Below are 18,173 nucleotides of genomic sequence, written 5' to 3'. Positions count from 1 at the left end.
GGAGTTCGTCTCACCGCGTTGTCCCTTGGGCCGGACGAGAGCCATCGTCAATGAGAAAGGGTCACGCGAAATGCGAACCTACAAATAGTGTGGGTTCACATTCGAAATGTCCCATTCTGTTACGACGACCTGCGGTTCTCTTGGCTGTCTCATCCAAGGGCCACGCCGATCTGTCTCGTGCTCTTGTCCCTTGGAGCGTCTCGTTGCCCGGTTCTGGGCTGGGCGGGGAAATCTCACCTCAGGCCGCCGTCTCTACCGTGTTGAGCGACTCTCTGCACGAGCACGAAGGCAGGGGTTGGGGCAAGGCCTCGGCGTAGTCGCGTTATGTCCGTTCTATTCATGCTGGGTCGAGTCGGAGGGTCTCGAGGGTCCTGGTGGCGTCCCGGGTGTGGTGCCTGCAAGGGCGCTGTGATGGTGGTGTGCCCGGCCGTTTTGGAGGATCCCGATGGCGAGCAGATCGTGGCGGCAGGCGATCTGGCTGTGGCCGTCAGGGCGCTTCAGGCGCATCCTGTGAAGTGCGCAGAGTGGGCGCGCGTGGGTTCTGGCCGGCGAGGAGGAATGCATGGAGAGCGCGCCGAGCAGGACGGCGATGTTTGCGGCCGTGTCGCGTGGATTGTTTCGCCTGGAGACGGCGTCACCGTGGGTACTGGATGATGCGCTGGCCCTGGTGCTTGTCGGCCCGGTATGGCGGGAGCTGCGAGACCGGTTCGATCCGCTGTTCCCCGGCCCGGTCCGTCGCGAGTCCCGCGCGGCTGTCTGCACCCGCAGCCGGTACGCCGAGGACCGGCTGGCTGCTGGCGCCTTCACGCAGTACGTGATTCTTGGCGCGGGGCTTGACTCGTTCGCGTGGCGGCAGCCGGATCTGCTCGGCTCGCTGACGGTGTTCGAGGTTGATCATCCTGCGTCCCAGGCCTGGAAGCTCGAGCGGGTCAGGGTGCTCGGCCTGCCGCTCAGCGACTCGCGGGTGTTCGTGCCGGTTGATTTCGAGGCCGAACCGGTTCAGGGTGTTCTGGGCGCGGCCGGGTTCGACTGGGCGCAGCCGGCGATGTTCTGCTGGACGGGTGTCGCTCCCTATCTGACGGCGCAGGCGATCGAGTCGACGTTGCGCACGATCGCGGCGGCTGCTCCCGGGTCTGAGGTGGTGTTCTCCTACCGGGCCGAGGACTGTGTGCTGGACGACGTGGGGACGGAATTCGCCCGGATCTACACGCCGATCGCGGCTTCTGCCGGCGAGCCTCTTCAGCCCGGCTGGCCGGTAATCGAGATCGAGAGGCTGATCAGCCGGTGCGGGCTGAAGGTCGTGGACCATCCCGCACGTGCAGACCTCCAGCAGCGGTACTTCGCCGGCCGTACCGATGGGCTGCGGCCCTATACCTTCGAGACCCTGGTGGCCGCGCGGGTCACCTGAGCGAACGCAGCCACGTCCGGCAACTTCACCCTCTTCGAGGGCCAGGCGGTGAAGGTACGGCAGAGGAGTACAGCTCCCAGGGTCTCCTTCTTCTTCGTGTCCACGCTGATGACCGGCTGCCCGTCCGCGAGATACGCCGTGACCTGGTCGTTGATGTAGCGGAACTGGGCGTCCCGGTCTGAGTGGCGGGCCCCCTCGGTGGTGCGCGAAGTGCCCTGCAGGGAGAACCCCTCGGCCTTCAGCAGCGCGGCCACCGTGTCGTGGCCGGCCCGGTGCCCCTGGCGGAACAGCTCCGCAGCCAGCACACGGGTGGACTTCACCGTCCACCGCAGCGGCGACTCAGGATCTCCCCGCTGGTCCGGCTCCACCACGCCAGCAACGCCGGAACCAGATCCGGGTCAACGTCCCGCAGCCGCTTGCGACCCGCACCCGCCGCCCGAACCCGGCCATCGGGCTCCACACCGCGCTCCAGCTCACGCAGCCCGCGCGGCACCGTCGACTCCGCCACCCCCGCGGCACCAGCCACCCGGCGACTCCCGCCGTGCCCGCACACACGGGCAGCGGCCCCCAGCACCAGCCGCCGCTGCCGCTCATCCAGATGCGGCAGCAACAGCCCGAACGCCTCCGCCGGCCCGGCCTCGTTCCCCTCCGTCACACCCAAACCCTACGGGTCAACTACCCCAAGAAATAAACGAGTTATTGATCGACAGCTCCCTGGGGGTGGGGACCCCCCGCCGTGCATGAGCGTTGATCTTGGCAGGGAGGGCAATCTCGCGAGGAAGCCGCCCTGCGTTACCGGGGCGGGCGATCTCAGGCGGGGCGGCTGCCGGGGACCTTCCACCACAGGAGCCAGGCGCCGGTGGCGAGGATCAGGACGTTGAAGATGAGGGGCACTGGCGCGAGGCTGAACCCGATCGTGACGTGTTCCGGTCGCATTCCGAGCAACTGGGCGACGAACTGCTTGGTGAGGAAGAGCAGGACCGTGTCGAGGACCACGACCGCCGCCCAGCAGGCCCCGGGGCGCCAGCCCGGTCGCGGCAAGGCGTGGACGAGGGCGATCACGAGCGTGAAGACGATGTCCAGCGAGAGATACCCGAACCGCACTGTGTTGGCCAGGTCGTTCCACGGCAGCGCGAGGCCCGTGATCCACAGGAGTGCGAGGCAGCCGACGAATCGCCAGATTCGCGCCACGGCAGGGCCCGGAAGCGTTCGGGTGCCGGGCCCGACAGGAGCGGTGCTCTGCGGGTAGGGGGACCCCGCCGGCGGCGGGAAACTGCTGCGAGGCGGAGCGCTGGGACGGGCAGGCGCGGTGACCGTGAAGGCGTCGGGCGTGGGGGCGAAGGCCGGCGACGGCGCGGACTCGACCTGAGTGGGAATCGGAACGGGAACGGCCGCTCCGGTCCGTGCCACCTGCTCCAGCGCGGCCTGCGCTTGCGCGGCCGTGGCACGTTGCGCCGGATCCTTCGTCAGCAGGGCCGCAAGAACCGGCCCCAGGCCCCCTACACGCAGCGCAGGGCGCGGGTCCTCGGTGACCACGGCGAGTACCAGCGCGGTGAAGGTCTCGGCACTGAAGGGGGGTTGACCCTCGACGGCGCTGTAGAGCGTGGCCCCCAACGCCCACAGATCGGTGGCGGCCGAGGGCGTCTTGCCCGCCAACTGCTCGGGCGCCATGTAGGCCGGTGTGCCGATGATCGTGCCTGTGTGGGTGAGCGCCAGGGTCGAGTCCGCCATGTGCGCGATGCCGAAATCGGTGATGATGACCCGGTCGTCCATCAGCAGGACGTTGTCCGGTTTGAGGTCGCGATGGACGATGCCGGATGCGTGGGCGCGGTTCAACGCCTGCAGCATCTTCGCGCCGATCTCGGCGACTGTACGGACCGGCAGCCCTCCGCTCTGCGCGATCGACGCAGCCAGGGAGATGCCGGTCACGTACTCCATGACGATCACGGGCGCGCCCCGGTGCTCGACCACGTCATGCACCGTGATGATCCCGGGATGGTTGAGCCGTGCTGCGGCGCGCGCCTCCCGTGTCACACGCTGGAGCAGGACGTCTCGCTGCTCGGCGGTGATGCCCTGCGGGAGCATTACCTCCTTGACGGCGACATCCCGCCCGAGCGTCTCGTCCCGACCCTGCCAGACGCGGCCCATGCCGCCCTGGCCTATCAGCTCGATCGGTCGGTACCGGCCGCCGATCAATTCCCCGTTCACTTCTGTCACGTCGAACACCTTAGTGCTGCCTGGTAGTTGCAGGGCAGGGCTTGCGGACCAGGGCGCCTGCTGGGGGACCGTGTCAGCTGTTCCTCATAGCGGCGGCGATTCCGAACAGCAAGGCGACGTTCCAGTTCTTCCGTCCGATCCGCACACGGGCCTGCCGTCTCGTAGACGTGCGACAGTCTTTGCCACGAGTCAATCCGCCGGCACGAACGAGAGCCAGTGAGAACCTGACTGCTTCAACGCGACAAAATGCCAGCGTCTGTCTCACATGGGTGTCCCATAGGCCGGACACGGGCCACCGGCAATGAGAAAGGGACATCTGTCTTACGAACCTACTGTACTTCCGAGGGCACTGACCTCTCCCGCTGGAGCGAGAGGGAGCTTGGGGCAGTCGCAGCCTCGCTCAACAGCAGGCCACGCAAGACGCTCGGCTGGAGGACGCCGGGAGAAGTCCTCGGTGAGCACCTACACTTGGATCAACGAACCGATGTTGCGACGACCGGTTGAGTGCGGGCAATACACGCCCATCAAGCTCACAACCCGCCTGCTAAGAGCTGGAGTTGGGGCATCCATGGGCTCCGTCGGGGACAGTTACGACTGTCAGTCTTCTCGCGGAGAATCTCTGGATGCTCATCAAGACCGAGTGCGTGCGAGGGCGTGTCTTCGCCACACGTGCCGAGGCGAACCTCGCACTCTTCGAGTACATCGACGGTTTCTACGACTCCCGGCGCATCCAGGAACGGCTCGGCTTCCTCAGCCCGATCGAGTTCGAGGAGAAGCAGTACACCGAGCAGGCGACGGCCGAACAAGCGAACCTGAACACCCGTCAATCCGCTCTGACCAGCTGATCAGCACCTCCCGAGCAACGGGGGAACCTCAACGGTGATGGGGCTACCACGACATGGGCAAGGTGAGGGATCGGCGACCTGTTCGTATCGCCCACGCCTGTAACAGGTGTTGGGCGCCGGGAAGGGCGCTGGTCAGCACGCGATCTGCCACGGGGTAGCACCACCGTGTGAGGTGGGGCGGAGGTTTTGTGAACGCAGCGCCTCGCGGGCGTGCCTGCGCAGGACAACGGCAGGGCCAGAACCTTCTCAAAGAATTCTTCAGTGATTTCTCTGACGCCGAGCAGAGAAACAAAGTGCTGGTCAGCGCCAGATCTGCCACGGCAAGGCTGACTCAGGGCAGGGCGACGACTGTTGCCTGGCTGGGCCGGGGTGCTGCGGCGGCACGGCGGTGGCAGGAGTGGCTGGCGCGATGGGCGGTGACCCAGTTCCGCCGCATCGAGGCAAGGAGCCGCCATGCGCCCCACGTCCCTTCGTCCCCACCGCTCGCTCTGGTCCATCTCGCCCCTGGATCAGGTTGAGTCCGCTTTCCTGTCGCTGGCCGCAGGGGCCAGTCCACTCACCGTGCCGGTGACGCTGTCCGCCGGCACGGACGTCACGGACTCACTGTCCGTCTCTCTCGTCCGTGCCCGGATGGTGCACCCCAGCTGCACCGAGCAGGACCGCGCCCGGGTGTGGGGCGAAGTCCTGCGCCGTCGGGCGCTGTACGGGGAGCCGTGGGGCACCGTCGCCGTCGGCCTCACCATTCCCGCGCTGCGGCGCACGCTGTCCCGGCTGCCGCGGCTGGCGGAGGTCGAGGCGTGCGAGCTGGAGCAGGAGGTGCTGGCGGCGGTTGCCGCCGAACTCACGGCCCTGACCGTGGATGAGCCGCAGGCTGGGCTGCGGCTGGTGCGGGCCGGTGACCGGGCCGCGCACCGTCTGCTGTACGCCGCGCAGCGCACCCGGCGTACCGAGGCCATGCCGGTGGATGAGAACGCGGTGCCGCAGCCGCTTCCCGTCCGCGGTATGGCGGAGGTGTTCGCGGTGCTGGAGCGGGCGGTGCGGGCCGGGATCCTGGCCGATGAGGAGGCCGAACTCATCGCGCAGACCCGGCTGGAGCGCCAGGTGATGGCCAAGGCCGCAGCGACGGTGGGGATGAGCGTGCGCGCCGCGTTCCGCCGCCGGGCAGCGGCCGAGCAGCGCCTGGCCGCTGCTCTGGCCATGCAGGAGTTCTGAGGTCTGGTGGCACGGTCGGGCCCCGTTTTTCTCCTTAGGACAGTGAGAGCGCTCGCGCCACCTCCAGTGCCGTAACTGCTCTCGCGCCCCTGAAGTCCCTGGGGGTTCGGGCACGGCGTCTCGTGCTGACACTCGAACCCACCCCCCTCCCGCATTCAGCGGCTCGCCTTCCCTGTGTAAGGAGGTGAAGCGCTGTTGCGGGCCAGCCCGAACCCCCGGGGACAGGGCGCCCAACATCCTGCTGCCTCTCCTCATTCGCCTGCCGTCTGCGCCTTGTCCAGGAGGTGTGTCCGTGCCCGTACCTCTGCGCCCGCTACGGGCAGGGAACCGCCGACTGGCCCGGCACCCCATCGGCGTCCGGGTGTTCTTGGTGATGGTCGTCGCGGTCTCCACGCTGCTGTTCGATCCCCCGGTCTCGTGGGCGGTCGCGGATGTGCCGACTGTGATCAACAATCTGCGGAACTGGATCGTCGGCCTGCTGGCCGGTCTCGCGACCCTGTTCCTGACCTTCGGCGGGCTGCGTTATCTGATGGCCGGCGGCGACCCGGGGGAAGTCGAGTCCGCGAAGCGGGCGTTGAAGGCCGCCGCCATCGGTTACGGCCTGGCGATCCTCGCTCCGGTCCTGGTCACGGTGCTGCAGGGCATCGTCGGCGCAGGCAGCGGGAGCGGGCAGTGACCCGCGCCCGGCGCCTCCTGGGCGTCCTGCCCCCACTGTTCGCCTTGGCCATCCTCATCCTGGTCCTGCTGCCCGCCCCGTCCTCTTCGGCCCACACACCGCCCACGGCAGCCCGGCCCCCTACTGCCCCGCAGTCGGCCGAACCCGAACCCCAGCCCCACCCTGCTCCCGGCCCCGCCGCGCCATTCCCAGCCCCCGGGCCGCAACCAAAGCCCGAGCCCACCCCCAGACCAACCCTCACACCGAACCGCCCCAGTCCCCAACCGGAACACCCTTCCTCGCCCGAGCCGGCACCGGGTCTAATGCCTCCTGCCTGCGAGGTGGCCGGCTTCCCCTGTGACAAAGGCACCACCTGGGGCTTCGGGACGCTTCTCGACGTCTCCGCCATGGTCGTGAATGCGATCACCGGGTTCCTCGGGATGCTCGTCGACCAGATCACGCAGCCGCTGCGGGAACTGCTGGGCGACACCCTGCTGTCGACCCCCGACGTCACCGAGCAGGCCGACATCAAACGCCTGTGGGCCGGCTCCCTGTCCATCGCCGTCGGGATGTACGTGCTGTTCGTGACCGCGGGCGGCGTCACGGTCATGGGATACGAGACCGTGCAGAGCCGCTATGCGGTGAAGCAGATCGCACCGCGCCTGCTGATCGGCATCATCGCCGCCGCCACCTCGCTGACCGTGATGGGCAAGGCCATCTCGCTGGCCAACGCGCTCTCGTACGCGGTGATGGGCACCGATGCCTCGGATGCCGGGAAGGGCCTGGTGGAACGGGTCATCCCGTTCGCCTTGTTCGGTGTTTCCGGGCTGAAGCTGTACGGGCTGTTCATCGTGATCCTGACGATCGTGCTGGCCCTGGCCGTCCTGGTCGGCTACATCGTGCGCGTTGCGGTGATCGCTGTGATCGCCGTCTCGGGTCCGCTCGCACTGTCCTGCCACGCGCACCCGGTGACCGATCCGGTGGCCCGGTTGTGGTGGCGGGCCCTGGCCGGCTGTCTGACGATCCAGGTCGCTCAGTCGATGACGTTCATCGTCGCGCTGAAACTGTTCTTCGCCCCGGGCGCGACCCTGCTCGGCTTCCCCAAGCCCAGCCAGCTCGGCACGATGCTCGCCGGACTCGCCCTGTTCTGGCTCCTGTTCAAAATCCCCGGCTGGTGCCTGCGCGTCGTCTTCCGCGCCACCCCCTTCCCCGCCACCCACCTGTGCACGGCGGGCAGTCTGCGGCTGGCTCGCCCGGAAGTCCTGCCGCTGCGGACCGATCACAAGAGTGATCCGCTGCGCGCCCTGCTCCAGGCAGCCACCGGTCTAACGGACGGCGAGCACATCCTGGTTCAGGTCCTGGCCCGGCCCACGACCGGCGCCCGGCTGCGCACGGCGCGCAGATCCGCCCGCCGCCTGAAGGCCGGTCGCACCGCTCCGCGTCCATCGGCGGTCTTCCGCATCTTCGCCCATGCCCCACAGCGCACCTCCGCCACCCCTGTGGATCCGGCGCACGGCGCGGAAGTACGTCAGAGCGTCGGCAAACTCACCGGCCCCCAATGGGACATCCGCATCCGCTACGCCGTCGCCTCCCCGCCGAAGACGGAGGGCGCCCAGGCCAGGCTGCGCGGTAGAGCCCACGCCGTCGCTTCTTCCTTCGCGCTCTACGCTGCGCGCAACTGGCTGGCCCGCCACCGCCTGCGCACCCCTCACCCCCTGCTTGCCCAGCGGTATTTCGCGGGCCGCGGCGACCTGCTCTCGGTGCCCGAACTGGCTGCCCTGGCCCACCTGCCCACCGACGCGGACGCCCCAGGTCTTGCCCGCGCGGGTGCCCGCTCCGTTGCCCCACCGCCCGCCGTCCCCCAGCCCGGCCCGGGCACCAAACCGCTCGGATCCGCAAACACCGGCATCCGCCGCGGCATCGGACTCACCGTGCCCGATGCCCGCCACCACCTGCACCTGATGGGAGCGACCGGGTCCGGCAAGTCCACGCTGATCGGGAACTTGGTCCTCGACGACGTCGACGCCGGCCGCGGGGCCATCGTCATCGACCCCAAGGGCGACCTCGTCGCCGACCTCCTGCACCGCCTCCCCGCCACCTGCGCGGAGCGTCTCGTCGTGATCGACCCCGACGACGTCCACACACCGCCCTGCCTGAACGTCCTGGACGGCGCGGACATCGACGTCGTCGTCGACAACATCACCGGCATCTTCCGCCGCATCTTCCAGGCCTTCTGGGGACCCAGGACCGACGACATCATGCGCGCCGCCTGCCTCACCCTCCTGCGCCACGCACAGGCCACCCACCGCCTCGTCACCCTCGCCGACATTCCCCGCCTGCTCGGCGAACCCGCCTACCGCCTGCGCATGATCCCCACCATCAAAGACCCCGTCCTCAAGGGTTCTGGCAGTGGTACGAGTCACTGTCCGAACCGTCCCGCGCCGCCGTCGTCGGCCCGGTGATGAACAAACTCCGCGCATTCCTGCTGCGCTCCTTCGCCCGCCAGGCCATCGCCTCCGGCGAATCCACCTTCCACCTGCCCGACATCCTCGACGGCGGCATCCTCCTGGCCCGCCTCCCCAAAGGCGCCCTCGGCGAGGAAACCTGCCGGCTCCTCGGCTCGTTCATCGTCGCCAAAACCTGGCAGGCCGCCGCCGCCCGCGCCCGCACCCCCGAGAAAGACCGCATCGACGCCTCCCTCTACATCGACGAGGCGCACAACTTCCTGACCCTGCCCTACCCGTTGGAGGACATGCTCGCCGAGGCCCGCGGCTACCGGCTGTCCATGGTCCTCGCCCACCAGCACCTCGCCCAGCTCCCCCGCGACCTACGCGAAGGGATCTCCGCCAACGCCCGCAACAAGGTCTTCTTCAACACCTCCCCCGAAGACGCGAACGCCCTGGAACGCCACACCCTGCCCACCCTCGCCGCCCACGACCTCTCCCACCTCGGCCCCTACCAGGCCGCCGCCCACCTCCTCACAGGCGGCACCGAATCGGCGGCCTTCACCCTCACCACCCGCCCCCTCACCCCACCCGTGCCAGGTCGCTCAGCCGAACTACGGGCCGCAGCAGCCCGCCGCGTCGGCGGCACCACCAGCCGCTCCGCCCACCTACCCCTATAGGCCCTACTGGAGGCGAAGGTCGTGCCCACGTCCAGCCCGAACCCCGGATACGTCCCCCGCGCAGCCGTACGCCGACGCCGACCCGTCCAACCCGGCCGGGCCCGCACCGACCTGGCCCACCTCGCCACCCGCCTCACCGAACGCGACCTCTGGCTCATCGAGATGCTCCACGAACACAAGGTCCTCACCTCCCACCACATCACCCATCTCGCCTTCACCGGGCACCGCACCGCCAACCGCCGCCTGCGCGAGCTGTACTTCCTCGGAGTCCTCGACTCCTTCCGCCCCCTGCGCCAGACCGGCTCCGCCCCCGAGCACTACACCCTCGGCAAAGCCGGAGCCGAACTCCTCGCCGCCCGCGCCGGCACCGACCTCGCCGCCACCGGCTGGCGCAAGGACAACGCCGCCCGCACCGCCTTCTCCCCCACCCTGGAGCACACCCTCGGCGTCAACACCCTCCTCGTCCACTTCGCCTCCACCGGACGACTGCCGGTGTGGCTGTCCGAACGCTCAGCGACCCGATTGTGGGGCGACTGGATCCACCCCGACGCCTACGCCCACCACACCAGCGGCAACGGCCAACTCCTGCCGTTCTTCCTGGAGTACGACACCGGCTCCTACAACCTCGCCCGACTCGAAGCCAAACTCCCCGGCTACGCGGCACTGGCCACCACCACCGCCACCCGCACCCCACTGCTCATCCACACCTCAACCGCAGCCCGTGAGACTGCCCTGCGACGCCGCCTCACCGACAGCGCCGACCGCCTCGACCTGCCCGTCGCCACCGGCAACTCCCAGCTCGCCGAACCGACCGGCGCCGCCTGGCTCCCCCTCGGCCCCACCCCGAGCACACGGCTCACCCCGGCCCAGCTCGCCGCCCACTGGAGTGGCCTCACCCCCGCGTTCACACCGGAAACGGACATGCCGCAGCCGGGCCGCCACACCACCTTGCCCTGGCATCCCGTCCCACCCCAGCCCCCAGCGGCCTGAGCGTGAGCACGCTCACCAAAACCGCGGGAGGAGTGGGCTGTACTGTCCTCGCCCTGCCGCTGCTCGCCACCCTCATCGTCGCCGCTCTGCTCAGCTCACTGATGCCCAGCGGCGGCGCCGCAGCCTCACCCAGCAGCCACGCGCTCACCGACATCCCCCCGGCCATGCTGGCCCTGTACCAGCGGGCCGCCCCCGAATGCCCGGGCCTGCCATGGACCATCCTGGCCGCCATCGGAAAAGTCGAGACCGACCACGCACGCCACCCCACCATGGTCTCCACAGCAGGCGCCGTCGGCCCGATGCAATTACTGCCCTCCACCTTCACGGCCTACGCGCACCCGGTCCCACCCGGCGGGCAGAACCCACCCACCCCCTGGGACCCCATCGACGCCGTCTACGCCGCCGCCCGCATGCTGTGCACAAACGGCGCCCACAACGGCACAGACCTGCACCGCGCCGTACTCGCCTACAACCACTCCGAGCAGTACGCCGCCGAAGTACTGCGCATCGCCAGCCAGTACGCCATTGCCGCTCCGGCCCCAACTCAGGCTGCATCAACCGCAGTTGCCTTCGCTCGCCGCCAGCTCGGCACACCATATGTGTGGGGCGGCAACGGACCGGCCGAGGGCGGCTTCGACTGCTCCGGACTGACCCAGGCCGCCTACCACGCGGCCAACATCCCCATCCCCCGCGTCGCCCAGGCCCAACACGATGCCGGGCCCCACATCCCCGCCAACGCCCCGCTCGCACCAGGTGACTTGCTGTTCTTCGGCACCAGCCCCGGCAACGTCACCCACGTCGGCATCTACAGCGGCCCCGGCCTCATGATCGACGCACCCCACCCCGGAGCAGTCGTGCACGAACGCCCCATCGACATCAGCCACCGGGCCGACTTCCAAGGCGCCACCCGGCCCGCGAACCGGGGAGGTGCCGGGTGACCGACCCGACCCCGGCGGAGGCACGCTCCCTGCTGAGCGCGCTGACCCGGGCGCTGGCCTCAGTCGGCATGCTCGCGCTCGCTTTCACCGCCGTGAACGTCACCCTGTTCGCCACCAGCCGCGGCGTCGACCCCACCATCGCCATCCTCCTCGACCCCATGGTCGCCCTCGCACTCGCCGCGATCCTCTACGCGGATGCCCGCCTCGCCGCCTGGGGCATCGCCCCACCGCGCTGGTCGGCGGCACTGCGCTGGTTCACCGCCATCACCGCCACCCTGATGAACATCTGGGACTCGATCTGGCCCAACGCCCAGATCCGCGCCCCGATCCACCCAGATCCAGCCGGCATCGTCCTGCACGGCGTCCCGACCGTTCTGCTGATCCTGCTCACCGAGACCATCGCCGCCTACCGGCGAACCATCACCCCCCTCCTGAACCCAATCGGCACCGCCGATCCCACAACCGCACCCAGACCGCCCGAAGAGCAACCCGACAGATCCAACCGAACCAGCGAATCGGCAACACCGCCAGCCAGGTTGAAGCCGCTGCCCACCCATCACCACGAAGTCATGGTTGGTGCACGGCCCTACGTCGCCGACGGGCCGCCCGTCATGGCACCGCCGGCGCCCACGGGCCCCGGCGATACGGCGGGTGCGACAGACGCCGCGCTGTGGGCACACGCCCAGGCGATCGACGACACCGTACGCGCCGCGACCGGAGGGCCGGCCAGCGTGTGGCGGCTGCGCACCGAGCTGCGCCTCGGCCCCGACCGGGCCAAGCAGATCCACGCCCAGCTCCTCCAGCGCCGCCCCCACGGCGCGCCACCGCCCTCATGACCAGCCCCGATCAGCATCCGATCGGCGCTCTTGGCAACCGGTCCGAACAGCGTCGTGAGCGGCTTGACTTCATCGGCAACCAGAGCGTCCATGGTGGTCCGCCCGGAAGCCCATGGGTTCACAGATCCCGAAGCCCGACGGACGGACCGGCGGGACAGCTCCGCGCTGCGCACGCGGCCCGCCACCCCCGCAACCGCCCAGCGGCTGCACCCCGGCCGGGGACTTCACCAAACCACCACCATCGCGGAACGAGGCCCCACCATGTCCGACACCACCAACACCCGGACACTGCACGCCGTCCCCGAACCTCAGCCGCTGGCCTGTCTCACCGGAGCACCCGCCGCCGTCTACACCGAGCTCGCCGGTCTCACCGAACCGGCCACCGCCGCCGAACTCGCCCTCGCCGCAGGCCTCGGCCGCTCCACCGCCAGCAAAGCACTGAACACCCTCGAAGAGCACGGCCTGGCCCTCCGCGAACCCGGCGGACACGACGGCCCCCGCCGCACCCCCGACCGCTGGCACTGCGTCCAGACCACCCCCACCACCAACCCCACCCCCGACACTGACACCGAGACCCCGGTGGATGGGGAGCCCACGAGTGACAAGCCCGAGGCCACCCAGGCCTCGACACGGGACGCCACGGACACAGCCCCGGAATCGGAGGCAGAGGCCGACGCGTCCGCCTCCGACACCCCTGACGCACCGGCGCCCGCGAGCGATGCACCGGAAGAGGCTCCAGAGAGCAACTCACCGGCAGAAGCCCCGGTACAGCAGCCCGCCCCCGCCCCGGGACAGAAGGTGCGGCTCGCGCCGGGCGGCCTGCGGCAGATGGTCATCGACCACCTGACAGCTCACCCGGACGAAGCCTTCACGGCAACCCGCATCAGCCGGGCCATCGAGAAAAGCTCGGGCGCCATCGCCAACTGCCTGACCACCCTCGTCAAGCAGCAGATCGCCGAGCAGGCGAGCGACACACCACGCACCTACCGGCTGACCACCCCGGCGGCAGACTCCAAGTAGCAACCACCACGCAGTCGGGCTGGCCCCTGAAGGGGCCAGCCCGACTACCGTCGGTCATGCAACGCGATCACCGGCCGGTCGCGGTCAAATCCTCTTTGCGCCAGGCCACCAGCGACGAGAGCACATAGCCCGTGACACCAGTGCGGGGCTCGGCACGGACCGTTGCCGAGGAGCCAGTGATCCGGCAGAAGTCCGCGCTGGCCGCATGCGTGGGAGCGGCATGCTGCGACGCGGCAGCAACCGCCGAAGCGGACAGACCGGCCAGCGGGACAGCGACCATGCCCATGGTGAGCAGCGAGATGGAGCGTCGGGACAACTGACGTTCCTTCCACAGGATTTCGACGAGGTGAGGCTGCGGATGCCGCCAGTCTTTCCCTTACAGCTCAGCCACGATCTGCTTCCGGCCGGGTTCCACCGCTTCGGGTGACCGTGCGCGGCGAGGCGGTCCTCCCGCGCTGTGACCGGGGGCCGGGGGCGAGTCATCCCGACGACTGCCGTAGCAGTGGGGGTGCGGGAGCCCGGCAGCACCGGCCTCGGCTCCGGACCTTTCAGTATCCCTATAGGGAGGCCCGGTTGCCGATGTACTTGGTCGTGTCGCAGGCCACCCGGTTGATCTGGGCGAATCGCACGCAGACGTTCGTGCCAATGCCCGTCTCGAAGCCCCGTCCAGTGGTAGCTGATCGTCTTCCCCACGCGCCGGGCGCTCTCCGCCCGGCCAAGCTGATGACCGTTCAGCATGAGGCTGACCGCCCGAGTCCTCACCGATCCCGGCGGATTGACCCAGATCGCCGTGACGCCGTTCCATCCGTTGCGTCCCTCAATCCGGATGCATACCTGCGGCCCCGACATGGCCGGGGCCTGGGAGCGGTGGCCGTAGTCCTGAAGTGGGTCCTTCTGGATGCTTCCGGCAGCGATGTCTCTGGAGCTGCTGTCCGCTGGGGTCGACGGGCCTGGGCGGTGAGGAGCCGGGCGGCGTAGGCCAGGCAGGGGCTGGCTGATCCGGGGGAGGCTTCTTGCGGTTGTTGCCGGCCAGGTGCTACCGCTACTGCGAGACTGAGGTCTTTCCGTCTTTATAGACCCGATAGTAGGTAACTGCCGGGATTTCTGGCTTGAACACCATTCCATGCTGTTTTCGGAGGTCCGCCACCGTCTTCGACGCCGGTTCGCGCAGACAGCGGGTGACGGGTGAGTTGTTTAGAAGACACGCATCCGGTTCCCCAATGAGTGTCTTCTGACTGCTGCGTACGCTGTCCCATGACAGGGTCTGCCCGGGGACGAACAGCACAGTTGGTTCCGGCGAGTTCGGGCCGTTGGGGTTCGGTCCGTTGCCTCGGTAGTAGGCAACGAGGGGGCTGCTCCCGTTCCTGTGGTGAAACGGAAGGGCGCTGCTGAGGCCGCTGTCGGAGGAAGCGTGGTCGCCGGCGGTGAGGATGCCGTCCAGGACGTCACCGATATGGCGCGGGTCGCCCCCGTAGTAGGCGGTGATCCGCATATCGCACCGGACCTTGTATTGGTCGTCGCCGGTCTGGAAGAACAATTCCCGTGCTTTCCCTCCAGCACATATGTCGCTCACTGTGACGAGGCCAAGGGTAAGAGGGGTGTGCTGGGCGTACACGTTCACGACGGCCCAAAGCCGCTCCTCAGCTGCCTTCCGGGCCTGTTGGGACTGCGGGCTGCCCGCGAGTTTGCGTACCTCTTCCGCGCTTGTGGCGCGGTCCTGAGAGGAGCATGCCGAGAGTACGAGGATGAGGAGGAGCCCGAGGGCTCGTGCGAGGGCGTCACTCACGGCGGATAACGCGGGCAGTGCCCACTTCACAGTCATGTATCCATTCTGGTGGCGCAGTTGGCGGCGTCTATCCGTGCAGGTACTCATGCGGGGCCGGAGGCGCTCCTGGTGGGGCGCCCCCGGCTGCGGGTGTCTCTGGTTACAGGCCCATGCCCGCCATCGTCCGTTCAAGAGAGTTGGCGTAGAGGCGCGCGCCCCGATCTTCGGGTGGAACGATTGGGCGGAGAGCCCGTAGGCGAACTTCTTGAGGATCCACCAGTCCTTGATCGGGTTGTCGGAGTTGGTGAGGGTCTTCACGAGTCCGTGGATCTGCTCCGGATTACCGCATACTCCTTGGCCGGCGACGTCGGCCGTCGGGTCGGAGAACCACACCTGTATGCCCTGCTGCCTTGCATCGTCCGCCGCGCCCTGCATCGCGGTGGTGAGCGTGTTGGCCGTCTCGTTGAGCCATCCTGCGGAGGCTTCCGACAGGACTCTCGGCGACACCGACCGCTCGGGTGAGATCGCTCGGGCCCCAGCCGCGCGCTTCGGCAGCACGACGGATCAGGTCCGTAAGCGCCGGGGTCTTCGCCACGTCGCCACCCCCGCCCTTCCTGGACTCCACGGGACTACGCGGGACTCCATTGTCCGGCCAGCAGCCCCGTTCTACAGGAGCATGCTTGGGCAGGCTGCGTTGTCAGTGGTGGGTGCCAGACTGCAGCCATGACTGAACCTGTGAAGGGCCCTGCCAGTTACTTTCCGTCGATCGAGAAGAAGTACGGCCGGTCGATAGCCGAGTGGAAGGACCTCATCCGTACTTCACTGCTGACCAAGCACATGGAGCTGGTCGGCTGGCTCAAGACCGAACACGGCCTGGGGCACGGCCACGCCAATGCCCTCGTCGCCCACACCCTCACGGAGGCCAGCGGCAAGTAGACGTTCTGGCGTCCGGATCTACGGTCAACTGCGGACCCAGATCAGGATGCCGACGAGGTGGAGTGCGATCTGACGGGTGATGGCCGGTTTGTCGGGGCGCATGGCGAGGCAGCACCACGACGGCATGGGGCATTGAAGATCGGCATCATCGAAGTGGAGGTCACGATGACCACCAGCGACGGGGCCAGTTCGCGAGCCCGGCACGGGATCGCAGCTTGACTTCGCGGCCTTGGCTCGGAATCGCGTTGCGTCTGCAACGCCCGTTCGATAGAAATTGACCTTGACCTGTGGGGCGTATGGGGCGCAGGGGGCAGCTCGCGGAAGCCCGGCCCGCTGGAGATGACGATGCGGGGGTGTGTGCGTGAAGTTCGACATGGGGTCTACGACTCTGTCCGATCTGGGGAAGAGCACCGAGGGGTCGAGTGGTGATCTCGGGGTGCTGATCCGGCAGTTGATCGCTGCGGCGGATCCGCTGGAGGGGAAGTTCAACGGGGCGGGGAAGGCCGCGTTCGACACGTTCAAGACGCACGCGGACGAGATCACCAATGATCTGAACGGGTCGTTGCAGGACATTCTGGGCGGCCAGTCGGGGATGGACTCCGCGTTCGGGTCCGGTGACCACGAGCAGGAGTCGAACGCGCACCAGAACATGTCGTCGGCGAACTTCGACGCGGCCCGCTTCGGCGCACGCCACTAACCCCAGGGGGACACAGCATCATGGGTCAGAATCAGGACCGGCGCAGTTACGACACCGGTGCCTCCACCGAGGTCCAGGGCGGCCTCGCCGGGATCGTCGGCCACCTGGAGCGCGTCCTCACCGACCGCGACCGCGCGGTGAAGGCCGCGATGGCCGAGTTCACCGCCGACGGTGTCTCGGATGAGTACCACGGCAAGGAACTGCGGTGGAACAAGGCCGCGGGCGAGGTCCGCGACATCATCCGGCTCGTGCGCGGCACGCTGGAGCTGAACGACGGGACCGCGCAGTCGACGCTGTCCAAGGCGAAGGCCGCCGTCGACGCCATCGGCTGACACGACAGAAGCGACGTACGTAGAGACAGGACGGGCCTTTCGGGGCGCGGGGGCTGGGGCAACGGGGAGCGGGGAGTTTGCGGTGACGGGGTGGGATGTGAGTCCGTCGGGTGTGCAGGGTGCGTTGCAGAAGACGGCGGTGTCGGCTGGGGAGTTGTCGACGGCGGGGACGAATCTGAGTGACACGTTGCCGCGGACGGCGACTGCTGCGGGCACGGTCGCGTCCGGGTATACCGGGCCGGCGCTGGCGACGGGTCCGGTGGCGGCGGCGCTGGGTGAGTTCATGCAGCACTGGCAGAAGGACCTTCGCTACGTCGTGGAGCGCACGGGCAGGTCCTTGACCGGGGCGGTGGAGGCGACCAATGAGTACGTCAAGGGCGATCTGAAGATGGCCGCGCAGGCCCAGCACACGGCGGCGCAGGAGCCGACCCCTGTTCCGCCGGGGTTCTCGGGGAAGCAGACCATCAGTGAGTGAGCCCGAAGCGATCGTGCCCTCGGGTATCCCCCAGTTCACCGGCGACCTGGACAGCCTGGACATCGACACGCTGCTCCTGAGCACGGAGGCCGGGGCGTTTCGCGATGCGGGGGCGGGCATTCACTCCAACTTCCAGGGTGTGGCGGCGTTCTACAAGGCGCCGGAGGCGGACCAGTTGTTCGCCACGACCGCGCCGGTGGCCGCGAAGACCGCCACCTTCGCGGACAACCTGGAGAAGGTGTCCGGTGCTTTGAGCGCCTACAGCCAGCAAGTGCGGCCGCTGGCGAAGAAGCTCGAAGACCTGCAACACCAGGCGTCTGCGTTCACCGCGAGCATCGAGGGCGACGACCACTGGCGGCGCGACGAGACCAAGCGGGACCGCAACGACGGCCTGAAGAACGAGGTCCAGGCCACCTTGCAGGCGTTCTACGAAGCCGAGATCACCTGCCACAACAAGATCACCGCACTGGTGGGCGGCACCACCCTGGTCCTGGGCAAACTCAGCGGCGGACAGCTGCTGCCCAACGGCACCAGTGCCTACGGAGCCAGCGCCGACGACCTCAGCCACCTGGACAACGCCCCCTGGGGCAGCTACGCGGAGCCCGAATACACCGGCCTCAGCTGGCTGTACCACCAGGGCAAGAGCCTCGTGTGGGACGGCTTCATCGTCGACGGCATCTGGGGCACGGTCACCGGCATAGACATCCTGCTCGGCTGCAAGGG

General features: G+C 68.5%; 17 protein-coding genes and 2 pseudogenes. 15 read left to right on the top strand and 4 right to left on the bottom strand.

Annotation, left to right across the window (positions count from 1 at the left end; all coding sequences use genetic code 11):
• The first annotated feature begins 562 nt into the window (after window positions 1–562).
• Window positions 563–1,408, top strand: a complete 846-nt coding sequence (locus ACIQ8J_RS31350; protein ID WP_403277374.1) for a class I SAM-dependent methyltransferase — start codon at window positions 563–565, stop codon at window positions 1,406–1,408.
• 74 nt (window positions 1,409–1,482) lie between these two features.
• Here the strand turns inward: ACIQ8J_RS31350 and ACIQ8J_RS31345 are convergent.
• Window positions 1,483–2,063, bottom strand: a pseudogene (locus ACIQ8J_RS31345) (ISAzo13 family transposase); the annotation flags it as partial.
• Window positions 2,064–2,218: 155 nt separating this feature from the next.
• Complete coding sequence (locus ACIQ8J_RS31340; protein WP_403277372.1) at window positions 2,219–3,625, bottom strand: protein kinase; 1,407 nt, start codon at window positions 3,623–3,625, stop codon at window positions 2,219–2,221.
• A 623-nt stretch (window positions 3,626–4,248) separates the two neighbouring features.
• On the opposite strand from ACIQ8J_RS31340, the gene ACIQ8J_RS31335 reads away from it, so the two are divergent.
• The 9 genes from ACIQ8J_RS31335 (at window position 4,249) to ACIQ8J_RS31295 (ending at window position 13,245) form a co-directional block, all read left to right on the top strand.
• Window positions 4,249–4,470: an IS3 family transposase gene (locus ACIQ8J_RS31335; protein WP_403277370.1), complete on the top strand. Its 222-nt coding sequence runs from the start codon at window positions 4,249–4,251 to the stop codon at window positions 4,468–4,470.
• A gap of 453 nt (window positions 4,471–4,923) precedes the next feature.
• Window positions 4,924–5,682, top strand: a complete 759-nt coding sequence (locus ACIQ8J_RS31330; RefSeq protein WP_403277368.1) for a hypothetical protein — start codon at window positions 4,924–4,926, stop codon at window positions 5,680–5,682.
• A 373-nt stretch (window positions 5,683–6,055) separates the two neighbouring features.
• A complete protein-coding gene (locus ACIQ8J_RS31325) occupies window positions 6,056–6,358 on the top strand; it encodes a pilin (protein ID WP_403277408.1) in 303 nt (100 codons plus the stop codon).
• A 386-nt stretch (window positions 6,359–6,744) separates the two neighbouring features.
• Window positions 6,745–8,799 (top strand): helicase HerA domain-containing protein, encoded by a 2,055-nt coding sequence (locus tag ACIQ8J_RS31320; RefSeq protein WP_403277366.1) that lies wholly within the window; start codon window positions 6,745–6,747, stop codon window positions 8,797–8,799.
• Window positions 8,799–9,461 (top strand): TraM recognition domain-containing protein, encoded by a 663-nt coding sequence (locus tag ACIQ8J_RS31315; RefSeq protein ID WP_403277363.1) that lies wholly within the window; start codon window positions 8,799–8,801, stop codon window positions 9,459–9,461. The genes ACIQ8J_RS31320 and ACIQ8J_RS31315 overlap by 1 nt, the downstream gene beginning before the upstream one ends.
• A gap of 21 nt (window positions 9,462–9,482) precedes the next feature.
• Window positions 9,483–10,451 (top strand): replication-relaxation family protein, encoded by a 969-nt coding sequence (locus ACIQ8J_RS31310; RefSeq protein ID WP_403277361.1) that lies wholly within the window; start codon window positions 9,483–9,485, stop codon window positions 10,449–10,451.
• Window positions 10,452–10,453: 2 nt separating this feature from the next.
• Window positions 10,454–11,389, top strand: a complete 936-nt coding sequence (locus ACIQ8J_RS31305; RefSeq protein WP_403277359.1) for an NlpC/P60 family protein — start codon at window positions 10,454–10,456, stop codon at window positions 11,387–11,389.
• Window positions 11,386–12,225: an extensin gene (locus ACIQ8J_RS31300; protein WP_403277357.1), complete on the top strand. Its 840-nt coding sequence runs from the start codon at window positions 11,386–11,388 to the stop codon at window positions 12,223–12,225. The genes ACIQ8J_RS31305 and ACIQ8J_RS31300 overlap by 4 nt, the downstream gene beginning before the upstream one ends.
• Before the next feature lie 261 nt (window positions 12,226–12,486).
• On the top strand, window positions 12,487–13,245 hold the full coding sequence (locus tag ACIQ8J_RS31295) for a helix-turn-helix domain-containing protein (RefSeq protein ID WP_403277355.1): 759 nt from the start codon (window positions 12,487–12,489) through the stop codon (window positions 13,243–13,245).
• 67 nt (window positions 13,246–13,312) lie between these two features.
• Here ACIQ8J_RS31295 and ACIQ8J_RS31290 read toward each other — a convergent pair whose 3' ends face one another.
• Window positions 13,313–13,561 (bottom strand): hypothetical protein, encoded by a 249-nt coding sequence (locus ACIQ8J_RS31290; RefSeq protein ID WP_403277353.1) that lies wholly within the window; start codon window positions 13,559–13,561, stop codon window positions 13,313–13,315.
• Between the two features lie 726 nt (window positions 13,562–14,287).
• Window positions 14,288–15,568, bottom strand: a complete 1,281-nt coding sequence (locus ACIQ8J_RS31285) for a hypothetical protein (protein ID WP_403277351.1) — start codon at window positions 15,566–15,568, stop codon at window positions 14,288–14,290.
• A gap of 165 nt (window positions 15,569–15,733) precedes the next feature.
• Between ACIQ8J_RS31285 and ACIQ8J_RS31280 the strand changes: the two genes are divergently transcribed.
• From ACIQ8J_RS31280 to ACIQ8J_RS31260, 5 genes and pseudogenes are all read left to right on the top strand, one after another.
• Entirely contained in the window at window positions 15,734–15,946 is a 213-nt protein-coding gene (locus ACIQ8J_RS31280) for a DUF4287 domain-containing protein (protein WP_403277349.1), read from the top strand.
• Between the two features lie 361 nt (window positions 15,947–16,307).
• A complete protein-coding gene (locus ACIQ8J_RS31275) occupies window positions 16,308–16,643 on the top strand; it encodes a hypothetical protein (protein WP_403277347.1) in 336 nt (111 codons plus the stop codon).
• A gap of 20 nt (window positions 16,644–16,663) precedes the next feature.
• On the top strand, window positions 16,664–16,975 hold the full coding sequence (locus tag ACIQ8J_RS31270; RefSeq protein WP_403277345.1) for a pore-forming ESAT-6 family protein: 312 nt from the start codon (window positions 16,664–16,666) through the stop codon (window positions 16,973–16,975).
• A gap of 82 nt (window positions 16,976–17,057) precedes the next feature.
• Entirely contained in the window at window positions 17,058–17,450 is a 393-nt protein-coding gene (locus tag ACIQ8J_RS31265) for a DUF6507 family protein (protein ID WP_403277343.1), read from the top strand.
• Window positions 17,443–18,173 (top strand): annotated as a pseudogene (locus tag ACIQ8J_RS31260) (hypothetical protein); the annotation flags it as partial. The gene ACIQ8J_RS31265 and the pseudogene ACIQ8J_RS31260, both read left to right, overlap by 8 nt.

Source organism: Streptomyces sp. NPDC094147, from assembly GCF_044764265.1.
Classification (GTDB): domain Bacteria; phylum Actinomycetota; class Actinomycetes; order Streptomycetales; family Streptomycetaceae; genus Streptomyces.
The sequence above is the reverse complement of the archived record's forward strand: the minus strand, read 5'-3'. Positions and strand labels throughout refer to the sequence as shown.